Origin of the sequence: Nonomuraea cavernae, assembly GCF_040655715.1 — a bacterium.
Classification (GTDB): Bacteria; Actinomycetota; Actinomycetes; order Streptosporangiales; family Streptosporangiaceae; genus Nonomuraea; species Nonomuraea cavernae_A.
In genome coordinates, this window is record NZ_JBFAKL010000006.1 from 107,105 (window position 1) to 121,919 (window position 14,815).

The following is a 14,815-nucleotide window of genomic DNA, read 5'->3' on the forward strand; positions in this document are numbered from 1 at the left end:
GTTATTCAGATGATTTATCGTCATTTATCGGTGAGTACGCCCCGGGGTTGCTCCGCACCGCGTACCTGATCACCGGTGATGCGCACCGGGCCCGTGGCCTGACCGTCGAAGCGCTGGTCGCGGTCGGCCGCCGCTGGTCGTCGCGAACGCGGCGCCCCGTCGACGCCGCGCTCCGGGAACTGTACCGGCGGGCTCTGGCCGTCCCCGCCTGGTCGCCCGCCGGCTTCCCGCTCGAAGTGCTGGACCCCGGAAACCGCGCCGCCGTGGTCGCCCTCTTCCACGACAGCCTCCATCCGCACCGCGCCGCCGAACTCTGCGGGCCCGGCCCCTTCCGGCACGAGGAGATCACTCGCTCCCTGCACCGCCTCCGCACCGCCTGGCCCCACCTCTTCACGCCGGACCCCGCCGACGACTCCGCCCGACCGGCCGCCCCCGAGACGGCCCCGCGGCCGGAGCCGGACGGGCCCGAGGTCGACCACCGCTCGGAACCGGACGGGCCCGAGATGGCCGCGCGGCCGGAACTCGCCGCCCCGGAGACCGCCCACCGGCCGGAACGGGACGGGCCCGAGGCGGGGGCCGAGGAGGTGTGGGCCGCGCCCGGCGCCGAGGGAGGCGCGGACGAGGCACCCGGATGGAGCACACCGAGCGCCGCCGAGGCTGTTCCGTCGCCGATGGAGGCGGCTCCGGCGGGGTTACCGTCCGAGCCGGCCCTGCACAGGGCCCTCGCGCGGATGTCGGCGGAGGCCACGGCGACGATGCGGGACCCCGCCGCCCTCGCCGTTCTCACCGGCGAGGTGCTCCGGGGGATCAAGCGCGGCAGACGGGTCCGCCGCGCGGTGGTGGGCACGGTGTCGGCGGGAGTGATCGCGTCGTTCGTGGCCGTCGTGTACGTCGGCCTCACACTGATCGCCGAGAACGCGAAGAACGCCGCGGACACCACGGACTCGGCGGCGTTCGCGACTCCGGAGGAGGACTCGTTCGAGTCGGAGACGCCACTGCCGGTCCCGGACCCGGTCCCGGAGCGGCTGGAGGAGGCCGTCCGGTTCGCCTATGTCGGCTATTGCCAGAGCTCCGACGCCGCCACCACCGATCCGGCCCCGTGCTCACAGTGGCGGCTGGTGACCGAGTCGAGCCACGAGTGGCGGATGGATGCCGCGCGAGCCGGGATGGGGAGGGGCACTGAGGGCACGGGCCCGCTGGCGCTGAGCCAGGACGGGCACCGCGTGGCCTACCGGACCACCGCGGGCGGTTACGCGGTCGAGGACCTGTCCACCGGCACCACGAGGACGGTGGACCTGGCTCCGCGATCGGAGACGACCTACATCGTGTCCTCACCCAACGGCCGCTACTTCGCCATCGGCTTCGACGGGGCGAAGGGAGCGGTGCTCGACTTCGACACCGGGACGACCAGCCCGGTGCGCGGCGGCAGAGTGCTGGCCGTGGGCGACGACGGGCTGCGGGTGGTCGTCGGCACCAAGGACGTCACGAACGTCCCCGGCCACGCGTCCATCACCACGCTCGGCATGGAGGACCCGTCCGGCCGGGGCGGTCGGACGTACCGGATCGATCCCGACCTCATCGGGTACGGCGCCGCGCTCTCCCCCGACGGCCGCACACTGGCCGTGGTCACCGGGGACGAGCGGCTGGCCCTGATGGACACACGCACCGGGCTGGTCACCGGGCCGCGTCCGGCACTGGACGCCTACGAGGTCGTCGCGGTCGAACGCTGGCTCAACCGGGACGAGGTGCTCATGCGCCTGTGGGACGACGAGTACATCGTCCTGTCAGCGGTGAACATCCGCACCGGCCAGGCGGAGCCGTACGCCGAGGAGGTCACGGAGGACCTGGACTACGCCTCCCCCCTCGGTCAGATGACCGAGTAGCCCCGTTCAATGCAACTGCATTTAATGCCATTGCATGAGTTTTCGGATAGTGGTAACCTCCGGCCATGGACGAGGAGGTTGTGGTCAGGACCTGGCAGTACGTCCTCTCCACCCACGCCAGGGCGATGTGCGCGCTCGAACGCGAGCTGGGCGACCGGCACGGGCTCGGCCCCAGCGAGTTCGAGGTGCTCGACCGCATCGTCCGTCACGACCGGCAGCTGCGACTGCAGGAGCTCTGTGACGAGGTCCACCTGAGCCAGAGCGCCCTGTCCCGCGTGGTGGCCCGGCTCGAGAAGGCCGGGCTCGTCTCCCGTGGCGCCTGCGACTCCGACCGGCGCGGCGTCTTCGTCTGCATCACCGACGACGGCCGCGCCCGCTACCACGAGGCGCTGCCGACGCAGCGCGCCGTGCTGGCCGAGGTGTTCGACGACAGCACCGCACTCGCCCGCTGACCGACCGCCTAAGCGGTGATGCGGTCGATGACCAGGGGCAGCAGCTCCTGGCCGGCCGGGCCGACCTCGTAGCCACCCTCCAGCGCGGCGAGCGCGCGCTCGAACCTGGCCGTCTCGTCGGCGTGCAGCGTCATCAGCGGCTGCCCCTCGCGCACCAGATCACCCGGCTTGGCGTGCAACGTGATGCCCGCGCCGAACGAGACCGGGTCCTCCTTGCGGGCGCGGCCCGCCCCCAGCCGCCAGGCCGCCAGGCCCACGGCGTAGGCGTCGAGCCGCCCGAGCACTCCGGACGTTGGCGCCTCGACCGTCATGGTCTCGGCCGCCCGGGGCAGGACCGCGTCGGGGTCGCCGCCCTGGGCGCTGATCATGCGGCGCCAGCTGTCCATGGCCGAGCCGTCCCGGAGGGCGTCGGCGGGGTCCTTGCCGGAGATCCCTGCCGCCTCCAGCATCTCCCGCGCCAGCCGTACGGTCAGGTCGACCACGTCGGACGGGCCGCCGCCGGCGAGGACCTCGACCGACTCCTCGACCTCCAGCGCGTTGCCCACGGCCCGGCCGAGCGGCCGGTCCATCGCGGTGAGCAGCGCGACCGTGCGCACGCCCGCGTCGGTGCCGAGCGCGACCATGGTCTCGGCCAGCTCGCGGGCCCGCTCCACGGTCTTCATGAACGCCCCGGAGCCGACCTTGACGTCGAGCACCAGCGAGCCGGTGCCCTCAGCGATCTTCTTCGACATGATGGACGAGGCGATCAGCGGGATCGACTCGACCGTGCCGGTCACGTCGCGCAGCGCGTACAGCTTCTTGTCGGCGGGCGCGAGCCCCGAGCCGGCCGCGCAGACGACCGCACCGGCCGAGCGGAGCACCGCCAGCATCTCGTCGTTGGACAGCGAGGCCCGCCAGCCGGGGATCGACTCCAGCTTGTCGAGCGTGCCCCCGGTGTGGCCGAGGCCGCGACCCGACAGCTGCGGCACGTACGCGCCACAGGCGGCCACCAGCGGCGCGAGCGGCAGGGTGATCTTGTCACCGACGCCGCCCGTGGAGTGCTTGTCGGCCGTCGGCCGGTCGAGCGCCGACCAGTCCATGCGCTCGCCCGAGCGGATCATCGCCTGGGTCCAGCCGGCGATCTCGCTCCGGTTCATGCCGTTGAGCAGGATGGCCATGGCCAGGGCGGACATCTGCTCGTCGGCGACCTCGCCGCGCGTGTAGGCGTCGATCACCCAGTCGATCTGGGCGGCCGTCAGCTCGTGACCGTCGCGCTTGGCGACGATGACCTCGATGACGTCCATCAGGTGGTCTTGGACAGGTCGTCGGGGCCGAACGCGTAGGGCAGGATCTCGGTCATCCGCCTGGGCCCGTCGATGGTCTCCACCAGCAGGTCGTCACCGCCGAACTCGAAGAGCAGCTGGCGGCAGCGCCCGCACGGCATCAGCAGCTCGCCGTGGCCGTCGACGCAGGTGAAGGCCACCAGCCGGCCGCCGCCCGACGCCTGGAGCGCGGAGACGAGGCCGCACTCGGCGCACAGGCCCAGCCCGTAGGAGGCGTTCTCGACGTTGCAACCGGTGACGATCCGGCCGTCGTCCACCAGGGCGGCGGCGCCGACGGGGAACTTGGAGTAGGGGGCGTAGGCGTGGTGCATGGCCTCGGCGGCCGCCGCCCGCAGGGCGTCCCAGTCGATGCTCATCAGTGTTGTTCCCCCCTGCGATAGCGCACGCCGTCGGCCTTGGGCATTCGCAGTCGCTGCGAAGCCACCAGCAGGACGAGCAGCGTGAGCACGTGTGGCGTGACGTTGACGAATTCGTCCGGCAGCTTGTCGACGGTCAGCCAGAGCCAGATCAGCACGATCGAGCCGGCGGCGGCCGCGGCCATGAGAGTGTATTCCCTCGCGCCCCTGGTCACGGCCTCGGCGGGCTGGCCGGACGCCAGCATCCCGCGCAGTTTGATGCCGATGTAGATCACCAGCAGCGCCGCCCCGAACAGCAGGAACGAGGTGACGGCGCCCGAGCTGCGCAGTTGCAGACCGTCGGCGTAACCGAACAGCGCCGCGCCCGCCGCCAGCCCACCGGGGCGCCAGTTGCCGAAGATCATGGCGGCCAGGCCGATGAACCCGCGTCCCCCCGTCTGGCCCTCGACGTACTTCGTGGAGACGAAGACCAGGAACACGCCGCCGAGCCCGGCGAAGGCGCCGGAGATGACGACCGCGACGTACTTGATCAGGGGGACGTTCACGCCCAGCGACTCGGCCGCCCACGGGTTCTCGCCCGCCGAGCGGAGCCGCAGCCCGAAGGCCGTGTGCCAGAGCACGAAGAACGTCAGCGGGAGCAGCAGCACGGCCAGGATGACCAGCACGTCCACGCCGTGCGTGAGGCCGCGCAGGATGCCCGCGACGTCGGAGAGCAGGAACCAGTGTGTTCGTTCCAGGCTGCCGAGCCAGTCCGGACCCGAGGACAACAGCGGCAGGCTGATCTCCGGCGCCTCCGACTTCAGCGCGGGCGAGGTGGTGATGCCGGCGCCCGCCTCACCGGCGCCGGTGCCCTCCTTGTAGAGCACCTCCGACAGGAAGCGGGTGACGCCGGGGCCGAGCAGGTTGATCGCTACGCCGCTGATGATGTGGTCGACGCCGAACGTCACGGTCGCGATGGCGTGGATCAGCCCGCCCAGCGCGCCCGCGATCAACCCGGCCAGCAGCGCGGCCATGGCTCCCCACTGGTAGCCGGCCCATCCGGCGAACCAGGTGCCGAGCACCATCATGCCTTCGAGGCCGATGTTGACCACGCCGGCCCGTTCGGCCCACAGGCCGCCGAGACCGGCCAGGCCGATCGGCACGGCCAGCATCAGCGCGGCGGCGAAGGTGCCGGAGGAGGTGATGTCGTTGGCTCCGGACATGATCCGCACCAGCGACATCAGCAGGATCAGCAGGGCGACGCCGATGAGCGCCAGGTGGTACTTGCGCACCTTGGTCGATGCGACGGTCGTCATGCTGCCACCTCAACGGGAGTGTTCCTGCCGAGCTGCTGCGCGGCCCGCCGTTCCTCGCGCCGCATCGCGATCCTGCTGGTGATCTCGTTGGCGATGACCACCAGGAGGACGATCGCGCCTTGCATGATCATGATGACCGAGGGGGGCACGCTGGCGAACTGCAGCGGCCCCTGCGCGCGGTCGAGGAAGCCGAAGAGCAGGGCGGCGACCGCGATGCCGGCGGGCTTGTTGCGGCCCAGCAGCGCGACCGCGATGCCGAGGAAGCCCAGGCCGGGGGTGAAGTTGGAGCCGAAGGTGTGCTTGTCGCCGAGGATCTCGGGCAGCCCGATCAGCCCCGCGATCGCGCCGGACAGCACCATCGCCGAGATGACCATCTTCTTCGGGTTGACGCCCGAGGCCAGCGCGGCCGACGGGTTGAGGCCGCTGGCCTTGACGTCGAAGCCGAACCTGGTGCGCTCCAGGAGCACCCAGAGCCCCACGCCCAGCAGGATCGCCACGACCAGGAACCCCCACAGCCCGCCACCACGGGGCGCGGGCAGCCCGAACATCTCGAAGAGCACGTTGAGGTTGGGGAACCAGGCCGACTCGGGCAGCAGCGGCGTGTTGGTGGTGAGCTGACCCTCGGTCCGCTGGCCGGTGAAGGGGCCGCGGACGAGGAAGGCGGCCAGCTGGATCGCGATGTAGTTGAGCATGATCGTGGAGATGACCTCGTTCACCCCCCGCGTCACCTTCATCACGGCTGGGATGAGCGCGTACAGGCCGCCCACGGCCGCGGCCACCACGATGATCACCAGGATCTGGATCGGGGCGGGCGCCACGAACAGCGAGCCGACGTAGGCGGCGCAGACGGCCGCGATCTTGTACTGTCCCTCGACGCCGATGTTGAAGAGGTTCATCCGGAACCCGATGGCCACCGCCAGGCCGGCGATGAACAGCGGCACCGACCGATTGAGCATGGTCGCGATGCCGTTGACCACCGAGCGCTCGGTCTCGCCGAAGTCGAAGAACGCGGCGAACGCTTGCATCGGGCTGGCGCCCGCCGCCAGGATCGCCACGCTGGAGATGGCGATGGCCACCACGATGGCGGCGACGGCGCCTGCGACGGTCAGCAGCGCCCGGAAGAGCCCTGCGGGCATCACGTCTCCTCAGTGCCGGTGATGGCACCGGTCATGTAGCCGCCAAGCCGCTCGGGCGTGACATCGGAAGGGTCGAGCCGGGCGACGAGCCGCCCCTTGTAGATCACGTGCAGGGTGTCGGACAGGCCGATCAGCTCGTCGAGGTCCGCCGAGATCAGCAGCACGGCCAGGCCGGCGGCCCGGGCGTTGCGCAGGTGGTCCCAGATGGCGGCCTGCGCGCCCACGTCGACGCCCCGGGTGGGGTGGGCTGCGATGAGGAACGTCGGCTCGCTGCTCATCTCGCGGCCGACGATCAGCTTCTGCTGGTTGCCGCCCGACAGGGCCAGGGCCAGGGTGTCGACACTCGGTGTGCGCACGTCGTAGTCCTTGACGATGCGCTCGGTGTCGGCCTTGGAGGCGCGCCGGTTGATCCAGATGCCGCTGCGCGCGGGTGGTCTGGTCTGGTGGCCGAGCACGCGGTTCTCCCAGAGCGACGCCTCCAGCAGCAGTCCCTGGCGGTGGCGGTCCTCCGGGATGTAGCCGATGCCCGACTCGCGGCGCTTCAGCGTCGACCAGGACGCGATGTCCTCACCACCGAGCGCGAGGTCGCCGTGAGCGGGGCGCATCCCCATGATCGCCTCGATCAGCTCGGACTGGCCGTTGCCCTCGACCCCGGCGATGCCGAGGATCTCGCCCTGGTGGATCTCGAATGACACGTCGTCCAGCAGCAGCCGCCTGCCCTCGGCGCGGAGCCGGTCGGCATAGGCGGAGACCGAGGCGCCCTTCGGGATCGGCCGGTGGCCGTCGGCCTCCATGGTCAGGCCGGACACCTTGAGCATCACGGTGTCGGTCACCGTCGACTCGCGGGTCTCCGGCGTGGGCAGCTCACTGCCGACCATGAGCTCGGCCAGCTGCCGGGCGGTGACCTCGCGCGGATCGACGCTGGCGACGGTGGTGCCGCGCCGGATCACGGTGATCGCGTCGGCGATGTTCAGCACCTCGTCGAGCTTGTGCGAGATGAAGATGACGGTGAGGCCACCGGCCTTGAGCTCCCGGAGGGTCTCGAAGAGCTCGTCGACCTCCTGCGGCACGAGCACCGCGGTCGGCTCGTCGAGGATCAGGATGCGGGCGCCGCGGTAGAGGACCTTGAGGATCTCCACGCGCTGCCGGTCGCCGACGCCGAGGTCCTCGACCAGCCGGTCGGGGCCGACCTGCAGGCCGTGGCCGGCGGCCAGCGCCTTGATGCGCTCACGCGCCTGGCGCGTGTCGAGGATGCCGAACTGCCCCGGCTCGGCGCCGAGGACGATGTTCTCCAGCACGGTGAAGTTGTCGGCCAGCATGAAGTGCTGGTGGACCATGCCGATCCCGGCCGCGATGGCGTCACTCGGCGTACGGAAGGTGACTTCCTGGCCGTTGACCTTGATGGTGCCCTCGTCCGGCTGCTGCATGCCGTAGAGGATCTTCATCAGGGTGGACTTGCCCGCGCCGTTCTCGCCGACGATCGCGTGCACCGTGCCGGGTTCGACGGTGAGGCAGACGTCGTGGTTGGCGACGACGCCGGGGAAGCGTTTGGTGATGCCCGCCAGCTCCACGGCGGGTCGCGCCGCGGCGAGGGGGTCCGAGCTCATGGGGTCTCTCCTAGACCGGCGGGATAAGCCGGAAGGCCCGGAAGCGTGGTCTCCGGGCCTTCCGTCGAAAGTCCTGCCTTGGTTACGGCTTGGCCGGAACCGTGATCTTGCCGTCGACGATGTCCTTCTTCGCCGCGTCGAGCTTGTCCTTGATGTCGTCGATCTCGCCACCGGTGGTGGCCAGGCCCACGCCGTCGACCTTGAGGTCGTAGATGACGTTGCTGCCGCCCTTGGCGCCGCCCTGGAAGGCCTTGACGTACTCGAACACGCCGACGTCCACGCGCTTGAGCATCGAGGTCAGGATGACCGACTGCAGGTCGGTCTCCTTGATGGTCTGGCGCTGGTCGGAGTCGACGCCGATGGCCTTCTTCTTGGCCGCTGCCGCCGCCTGGAACACGCCGAGGCCGGAGTCACCGGAGGCGTGGTAGACGACCTCCGCGCCGTCCTGGTACATCTTCTCGGCCACGACCTTGCCCTTGTCGGGGGCCTTGAAGCCGGTGAAGTCGCCGTCAGGGCTGAGGTACTTCACGTCGATCTTGGCGTCGCTCTTGACCGACTTGACGCCGGCCACGAAGCCCGCCTCGAACTTCTTGATCAGATCGTTCTCGACGCCACCGACGAAGCCGACGTGGCCGCTCTCGGCCTTGGTCGCAGCGGCGACGCCCGCCAGGTAGGAGCCCTGCTCCTCGGCGAACAGCAGGCCGGTCACGTTGGCGGCGTTGGAGGCCGAGTCGACGACCGCGAACTGGATCTCCGGGTATTCCTCGGCCGTCTTCTTGATGTCGTCGCCGTAGGCGAAGCCGACGCCGATGATCGGGTTGTAGCCCGCGTCGGCCAGCTGACGGAGCAGCTCACCGCGGTTGGAACCGTCGGACGCCGGGCTCAGCTCCTTGATCTCCGCGCCCAGCTCCGTCTTCGCCTGCTCCAGACCGGCGTAGGCGGAGTCGTTGAAGGACTTGTCGCCGCGCCCGCCGATGTCGAAGGCCAGGCCGACCTTGAGCGCCCCCTTCGGTGCCTCGCTGGAGGCGTCTCCGCTCGGCTGAGCACTGGTCGTGGATTCCGCCCCTGTGTTGCCGCCGCAGGCCGCGGCCGCCATGAGCATGGTGCCGGCCATCGCGCCAACGGCCATCCTGCCGAATCGCTTGCTGAGCAAGGCGACTCCTTCCGTCTCCCCGCCGCCAAACTTCATCGCGGGCGCGAAGAAATGTACGGCAACCCTGCACGGAAGATAGTTGCTTGACCAGGGCAGACCAAACCGGCACACAGGGTCGAAACCGCTCCGTTATCGACATCACTCGCGTCCGTGACCTGAATCCATGTACGCGTGACACGCGACACATGCGGAAGCTTTGCCGAACTTTGACCTCGAAGGGGCCCTTGCCGTCCGGTCGATCATGGCAGAGATTCCGAGCAAAGGTGGAATTTCCTCTGGAGTTCACATGCATCCTCGTAAGGTGGTGGCGGTGCCGCTGGCAGCGGTCCTCGCACTGGCCATGACCACGACACCCGCCACAGCGGCCGCGCCGTCGATCAGCGTCGCGGACAACGCCACCCAGCCGGTCTTCTCCCGGGCCGACGCGATCAAGCAGACCGTCTACGTCGAGGTGGAGGGGACCGACAGCGACAGCGACGGGAAGCCCGACCGGGTCGCCGTCGACATCCTGCGCCCCAAGGAGACCGACCAGGGCCTCAAGGTCCCCGTGATCATGGAGGCCAGCCCCTACTACTCCGGCGGCAACGACGTCGCCAACCACCCGGTGGACGTCGACGCGAACGGCAACCCCCTGCCCGACCTGCGCTCGGCTCCCACGAACAAGCTCGCCGCCGAGCCCTTCGCCGGCTACTACGACAACTACTTCGTGCCGCGCGGCTACGCGATCGCACTGGTGGAGAACCTCGGCAGCGGCCGCGCCACCGGCTGCCCCACCACCGGTGACCGCAACGAGACCGCCGGCCCCAAGGCCGCCATCGACTGGCTGAACGGCCGCGCCAAGGGCTTCACCCCCGAAGGCGAGCCGGTCTCCGCCACCTGGTCGACCGGCAAGGTCGGGATGATCGGCGTCTCCTACAACGGCACCCTGCCCAACGCGGTCGCCGCGACCGGGGTCAAGGGCCTGGAGACGATCGTCCCGATCGCCGCGATCTCCTCCTGGTACGACTACTACCGGGCCAACGGCGGCGTGCTCGCGCCGGGCGGCTTCCAGGGCGAGGACGCCGACGTACTGGCCAAGTACGTGCTCACCCGGGCCGACGGCCAGCAGGTGTGCGGGCCGGTCGTCGACCACCTCACAACGGCCCAGGACCGGATCACCGGCGACTACAGCCCGTTCTGGGACTCCCGCAACTACCTCAACGACGTGCGCAAGGTGAAGGCCAGCGTCTTCCTGGTGCACGGGCTCAACGACTGGAACGTCAAGACCAAGCAGTTCGCGCAGTGGTGGTACGCCATCTCCCAGCGGAACGTCCCGCGCAAGATCTGGCTGCACCAGGGCACCCACATGAACCCCTTCAGCCTCCGCACCGTCGAGTGGCTGCGCCAGCTGCACGGCTGGTTCGACCACTGGTTGTACGGGATCGACAGCGGCATCATGCGTGAGCCGCAGGCCGACGTCGAGACGGGCCCCGGCGAGTGGGGCCGGTACCGTTCCTGGCCGGTGCCCGGCGCCACCCCGGTCCGCCTGCGTCCGGGGGCGGGCGCGAAGCTCGGCCTGATCCCCCAGCCGCACAGCGCCAAGGAGACCTTCACCGACCAGAAGGCGCGCACGGCAGAGGATCTGGTGCAGTCGTTCCCCGCCGCCGACCCCAACCGCCTGGCCTACGTCACGCCCGAGCTGCCGGCGAACGTCCGGATCTCGGGCACTCCGACGGTGTCGGTCCGGGCCTCCCTGGCGGACGGCTCGTCGCCGTACCTGACGGCGCTGCTCGTCGACTACGGCACGGACGTCCGCGCGAACGGCACGCTCGTCCCCACCGGCGAGACGCTCTGCTACGGCGAGGGCGTGCCGGGTGACACGGGCTGCACCGCGCTGCGCCGGCTGGGCACCGCCACGACCCCGTACAAGATCGTCACGAGGGGCTGGCTGGACGTCCGCAACCGGAACCGCGCGGACCGGACCGAGCCAGTACGGCCCGGCCGCGAGTATTCCTTCGACTGGGACCTGCAGCCGACGGACTACGTGTTCAAGAAGGGGCACAAGCTGGGCCTCGTGATCATCTCCACGGACCGCGACTACACGCTGCGCTACCCGGAGGGGACCAGGATCACCGTCTCACCGTCGCGCTCGTCGCTCACCCTGCCCGTGGCGATCGGCAAGCTGACCTGACCGGCGAGCCGCCCTGGCCCGGAGACCGGGCCGGGGCGGCGCTCAGGCCGGAGTGGTGGTGGCGCCAGGCCGGAGTGGTGGTGGCGTCAGGCCGGAGTGGTGATCGACTCTTCGGTGACCGTGACCGGCCGCGACTCCCACAGGGCGGTGAGCGCGGTGGCGGCCATGAGGCGGACGCCCATGCCGATCGCCTCCTCGTCCACGTCGAAGGTGCCCTGGTGGATGTCGTACGTGAGCCCGCCCGGCGACCGGGTGCCGAGCCGGGCGAAGGCGCCGGGGATCGACTCGAGGTACCAGGCGAAGTCCTCGCCGCCCAGCGACTGCTGGGTGGCGACGACCGACCCGGTGCCCAGCGCGCGCTGAGCCGCCTCGGCCAGCATCTCGATGCTCATCTCGTCGTTGACCACCGGCGGCACGCCCCGGGTGTATTCCATCGTGGCCTCGACGCCGTAGGCGCCGGCGACGGAGTCGAGGAGGGCCTTGATGAGGTCGGGCGCGGCGTGCCAGGCGTTCTCGTCGAGGCAGCGGACCGTGCCCTCGGCGACGCCGTCGTCAGGGATCGCGTTGGCCGCCGAACCGGCCACGACCTTGCCCCAGACCAAGCTGAGCGAGCTGCGCGGGTCGACACGGCGCGACAGGGCGGCGGGCAGCTCGGTGAGGATCTTGGCGAGGGCGAAGACGAGGTCGGCCGTCAGGTGCGGCCGCGCGGTGTGGCCGCCGGGGCCCGACACCCTGATGACCAGCTTGTCGCAGGCCGAGGTGATGGGGCCGGCCTTGAGCCCGATCTGGCCGACGTCGACGCGCGGGTCGCAGTGCAGGCCGAAGATGCGGTCGACGCCGCTGATGCCGCCGTGGGCCATGACCTCGAGCGCGCCGCCGGGCAGCTCCTCGGCGGGCTGGAAGATGAGCCGGACCCGGCCGGGCAGCAGGCCGGCCGCGGCCTGCTGGGCGAGGAAGATCGAGGTGCCGAGCAGGATGGCGGTGTGCACGTCGTGCCCGCACGCGTGGCAGGCGCCAGGGGCGGTCGAGCTGTAGGGCACGTCCTTCTCGTCCGCGAGGGCCAGCGCGTCGATGTCGGCGCGGAGCGCGATGGTGGGGCCGTCTCCGCTGCCCACGTCGCAGATCACTCCGCTGCCTCTCGGCAGCACGGACGGCACCAGACCGGCGGCGGTCAGCCGCTCGGCGATCCGCTGCGTCGTGCGATATTCGGCGAAGGCCAGCTCAGGATGCATGTGCAGGTCGCGCCGGAACGCCACCAGCTCCCGCTCGTGCTCCGCCAGGAACGCGTCGAGTTCCCCCCGCAGCTCACGCCCCTGCATCAGTCACCGTCCCGTCACATGCCGTGCGACGGCCTCTACCCACCGTCACGCGGCTCATAGCATCAAATATCGTTTTTTGTCCGTCGGTGGTCTCACTTGTGGCAGCTGTCCGATCAGGGCAGCAGCCGGCGAAATCGAACCCTCATCCCTGGGATCCGGTGTCAGGGATCGTCAACACGGGTCGCGGGCCTCGGCCTCCTGTGTGTGGGAGAACCGCCGCAGCCTGGACCCCGCTGGCGGTGAGCCAGGAGCCCGATGGCGATGCTTCGACTTTATCGCTCTCGCGAGGTGCTTCGCCGACAACTACACCAAAAGTTGGCCGACGGCATGCCCGTAACCATGGGTGGTCACGGTGCGTGACCGCAGAGTTGATCAGGAAATAGTCATAAGGGATCATTAGCCGGTGACCCGATGAGCCCACTTCCAAACGTGCTCAGCGATTTCGAATCCTGTCACCTTCCGGCATGGTCATCACACTGCGGCGATGGCTGTTTCTGAGAAGAATGCGTGTTTCACTCGCATTATGATCACTAAAATCCCGTTCGGGGAGAAGTATGCACAGTTGAGCATCTTCGAGCCGAGCGAGGGGACCCTGGTGGTCGTACCCTCGCTCTCCCTGCCGCAGGACGAGTTGCGCCGCATCACCGGAGCCAGGTGGTACGAGGAGCGTCTCCTCTTCCTCTTACTCACGCTCCGCGAGCCCAGGGTCAAGGTGGTCTACCTCTCCTCCGCGCCCATCGATCCGGACATCGTCGACTACTACTTCAGCTTCCTGCCCGACCCGGACGACGCCGCCGCCCGGCTGACGTTGATCAGCCTCGACGACCCCACCTCGCAGCCGCTGACCAGAACCCTGCTCGCGCGACCCGACGCGGTCGAGCGGGTGCGCGCGGCCATCGACGGCGACGCCTGGATCGTGCCGTTCGTGCTGAGCACGCTGGAGGAGGAGCTCGCCTCGTCACTCAACGTCCCCATCTACGGTCCGGCCACGTCGCTCGCCTACTACGGCTCCAAGAGCGGGTCGCGCGAGGTCGGGCTGGAGGCCGGCGTGCCGATGGCCAGGGGGTTCGGCGACGTGCGCACGGTGGCCGCGATCGAGGACGCGCTGGAGTCGCTCCCCGGCGACCGGGTCATGGTCAAGCTGAACGACGGCTACTCGGGCCTGGGCAACGCCATCGTCAGCAAGAGCGACCGGCGAGGCACCAGCTTCTCGGCCGCGGGCGAGACCTGGGAGAGCTTCACCGCCAAGATCACCGAGCGGGGCGGCGTGGTCGAGGAGTTCATCGAGCACCGGCCGCTCTACTACCCGAGCGCGCTGGCCCGGATCACGCCGGGAGGCCACTACGACGTGGTCGCCACGCACGACCAGGTGCTCGGCGGCGTCAACAACGACGTCTACCAGGGCTGCACGTTCCCGGCGGCACCCGAGTACCGGGCCGAGGTCGGCGACTCGGCCGACAGGATCGCGCGGATCCTGGCGGAGCGGGGCGTGGTCGGGCTGTTCGGGATGGACTTCTTCGCGATGAAGACCGACGCGGGCTATGCCGCGCTGCTCTGCGAGATCAACCTGCGCATCGGCGGCACCACCCACCCCTTCGGGGCCGCGCTGCTGACCACCGGCGCCTCCTACGACCCCGGCACCGGCCTGCTGATGGCCGGCGACCAGCCGAAGTACTACACCGCGACCGACAACTGCGCCGCCGCCTGCCTGCGGGGACGCACCCCCGGCGAGGTCGTGCGGATGGTGGAGGGGCTCGGGCTCGGGTTCGACCCCGCCAGCCGTACCGGCAACGTCTTCCACCTGTTGGGAGCCATCCCCGAGCACGGCAAGCTGGGGTTCACCTCGATCGGCGACTCCCGCGCGGAGGCCGACGAGTTGCACCGGATCACTCGCCACGCGCTCTGCGGAACCCCCTCCATCCAATGACGCCGAGTACGATCCCCAGCACGACGTTGACGACGATCAGGATGCCGTGCACCACGTAGAAGCCGGTCTCGTGGCCGTCCGCCAGGTTAAACCCAAGATTGATCCACTCGAAGATCATGAAAACGCCGAGAATGATGAGGAATCCGGCGATCTTTCGCGACATAACCATCTCTCTTGTATCGAGGTCGGATCTTC

General features: G+C 69.8%; 12 protein-coding genes. 4 read left to right on the forward strand and 8 right to left on the reverse strand.

Features of this window, described 5'->3' with window-relative positions; all coding sequences use genetic code 11:
- Nucleotides 1-47: 47 nt before the first annotated feature.
- On the forward strand, nucleotides 48-1,883 hold the full coding sequence (locus AB0I38_RS10850; protein ID WP_358465459.1) for a hypothetical protein: 1,836 nt from the start codon (nucleotides 48-50) through the stop codon (nucleotides 1,881-1,883).
- A 65-nt stretch (nucleotides 1,884-1,948) separates the two neighbouring features.
- Nucleotides 1,949-2,335: a MarR family winged helix-turn-helix transcriptional regulator gene (locus tag AB0I38_RS10855; protein WP_358465462.1), complete on the forward strand. Its 387-nt coding sequence runs from the start codon at nucleotides 1,949-1,951 to the stop codon at nucleotides 2,333-2,335.
- Between the two features lie 8 nt (nucleotides 2,336-2,343).
- Here the strand turns inward: AB0I38_RS10855 and AB0I38_RS10860 are convergent, their stop codons facing one another.
- The 6 genes from AB0I38_RS10860 to AB0I38_RS10885 all read right to left on the reverse strand — a co-directional run bounded on the left by AB0I38_RS10860 (nucleotide 2,344) and on the right by AB0I38_RS10885 (nucleotide 9,204).
- Nucleotides 2,344-3,618, reverse strand: a complete 1,275-nt coding sequence (locus tag AB0I38_RS10860; RefSeq protein ID WP_358465465.1) for a thymidine phosphorylase — start codon at nucleotides 3,616-3,618, stop codon at nucleotides 2,344-2,346.
- Nucleotides 3,618-4,013 carry a cytidine deaminase gene (locus AB0I38_RS10865; RefSeq protein WP_358465468.1) on the reverse strand — a complete coding sequence of 132 codons (396 nt, stop codon included), beginning with the start codon at nucleotides 4,011-4,013 and terminating at the stop codon, nucleotides 3,618-3,620. The genes AB0I38_RS10860 and AB0I38_RS10865 overlap by 1 nt, the downstream gene beginning before the upstream one ends.
- Nucleotides 4,013-5,308, reverse strand: coding sequence for an ABC transporter permease (locus AB0I38_RS10870; protein ID WP_358465471.1), 1,296 nt, complete (start codon nucleotides 5,306-5,308; stop codon nucleotides 4,013-4,015). The genes AB0I38_RS10865 and AB0I38_RS10870 overlap by 1 nt, the downstream gene beginning before the upstream one ends.
- Complete coding sequence (locus AB0I38_RS10875; protein ID WP_358465474.1) at nucleotides 5,305-6,444, reverse strand: ABC transporter permease; 1,140 nt, start codon at nucleotides 6,442-6,444, stop codon at nucleotides 5,305-5,307. Before AB0I38_RS10875 ends, AB0I38_RS10870 begins: the two co-directional genes overlap by 4 nt.
- On the reverse strand, nucleotides 6,444-8,051 hold the full coding sequence (locus tag AB0I38_RS10880) for an ABC transporter ATP-binding protein (protein ID WP_358465477.1): 1,608 nt from the start codon (nucleotides 8,049-8,051) through the stop codon (nucleotides 6,444-6,446). Before AB0I38_RS10880 ends, AB0I38_RS10875 begins: the two co-directional genes overlap by 1 nt.
- Nucleotides 8,052-8,133: 82 nt before the next feature.
- On the reverse strand, nucleotides 8,134-9,204 hold the full coding sequence (locus tag AB0I38_RS10885) for a BMP family lipoprotein (RefSeq protein ID WP_358465480.1): 1,071 nt from the start codon (nucleotides 9,202-9,204) through the stop codon (nucleotides 8,134-8,136).
- A gap of 286 nt (nucleotides 9,205-9,490) precedes the next feature.
- On the opposite strand from AB0I38_RS10885, the gene AB0I38_RS10890 reads away from it, so the two are divergent.
- Entirely contained in the window at nucleotides 9,491-11,374 is a 1,884-nt protein-coding gene (locus AB0I38_RS10890) for a Xaa-Pro dipeptidyl-peptidase (RefSeq protein ID WP_358465483.1), read from the forward strand.
- Nucleotides 11,375-11,460: 86 nt separating this feature from the next.
- On the opposite strand, the gene AB0I38_RS10895 is transcribed toward AB0I38_RS10890, so the two are convergent.
- Nucleotides 11,461-12,693: a M20 family metallopeptidase gene (locus AB0I38_RS10895; RefSeq protein WP_358465486.1), complete on the reverse strand. Its 1,233-nt coding sequence runs from the start codon at nucleotides 12,691-12,693 to the stop codon at nucleotides 11,461-11,463.
- A 562-nt stretch (nucleotides 12,694-13,255) separates the two neighbouring features.
- On the opposite strand from AB0I38_RS10895, the gene AB0I38_RS10900 reads away from it, so the two are divergent.
- Nucleotides 13,256-14,620, forward strand: coding sequence for a peptide ligase PGM1-related protein (locus tag AB0I38_RS10900; protein ID WP_358465489.1), 1,365 nt, complete (start codon nucleotides 13,256-13,258; stop codon nucleotides 14,618-14,620).
- On the opposite strand, the gene AB0I38_RS10905 is transcribed toward AB0I38_RS10900, so the two are convergent.
- Entirely contained in the window at nucleotides 14,580-14,783 is a 204-nt protein-coding gene (locus AB0I38_RS10905; protein WP_358465492.1) for an SCO4848 family membrane protein, read from the reverse strand. The two genes, AB0I38_RS10900 and AB0I38_RS10905, sit on opposite strands and share 41 nt — an antisense overlap.
- Between the last annotated feature and the right edge of the window lie 32 nt (nucleotides 14,784-14,815).

Coding starts and splice junctions, on each gene's coding strand:
- AB0I38_RS10875 (WP_358465474.1), bottom strand. CDS start 6,444: ATGCCCGCAGGGCTCTTCCGGGCGCTGCTGACCGTCGCAGGCGCCGTC.
- AB0I38_RS10860 (WP_358465465.1), bottom strand. CDS start 3,618: ATGGACGTCATCGAGGTCATCGTCGCCAAGCGCGACGGTCACGAGCTG.
- AB0I38_RS10895 (WP_358465486.1), bottom strand. CDS start 12,693: ATGCAGGGGCGTGAGCTGCGGGGGGAACTCGACGCGTTCCTGGCGGAG.
- AB0I38_RS10870 (WP_358465471.1), bottom strand. CDS start 5,308: ATGACGACCGTCGCATCGACCAAGGTGCGCAAGTACCACCTGGCGCTC.
- AB0I38_RS10880 (WP_358465477.1), bottom strand. CDS start 8,051: ATGAGCTCGGACCCCCTCGCCGCGGCGCGACCCGCCGTGGAGCTGGCG.
- AB0I38_RS10855 (WP_358465462.1), top strand. CDS start 1,949: ATGGACGAGGAGGTTGTGGTCAGGACCTGGCAGTACGTCCTCTCCACC.
- AB0I38_RS10905 (WP_358465492.1), bottom strand. CDS start 14,783: ATGTCGCGAAAGATCGCCGGATTCCTCATCATTCTCGGCGTTTTCATG.
- AB0I38_RS10890 (WP_358465483.1), top strand. CDS start 9,491: ATGCATCCTCGTAAGGTGGTGGCGGTGCCGCTGGCAGCGGTCCTCGCA.
- AB0I38_RS10865 (WP_358465468.1), bottom strand. CDS start 4,013: ATGAGCATCGACTGGGACGCCCTGCGGGCGGCGGCCGCCGAGGCCATG.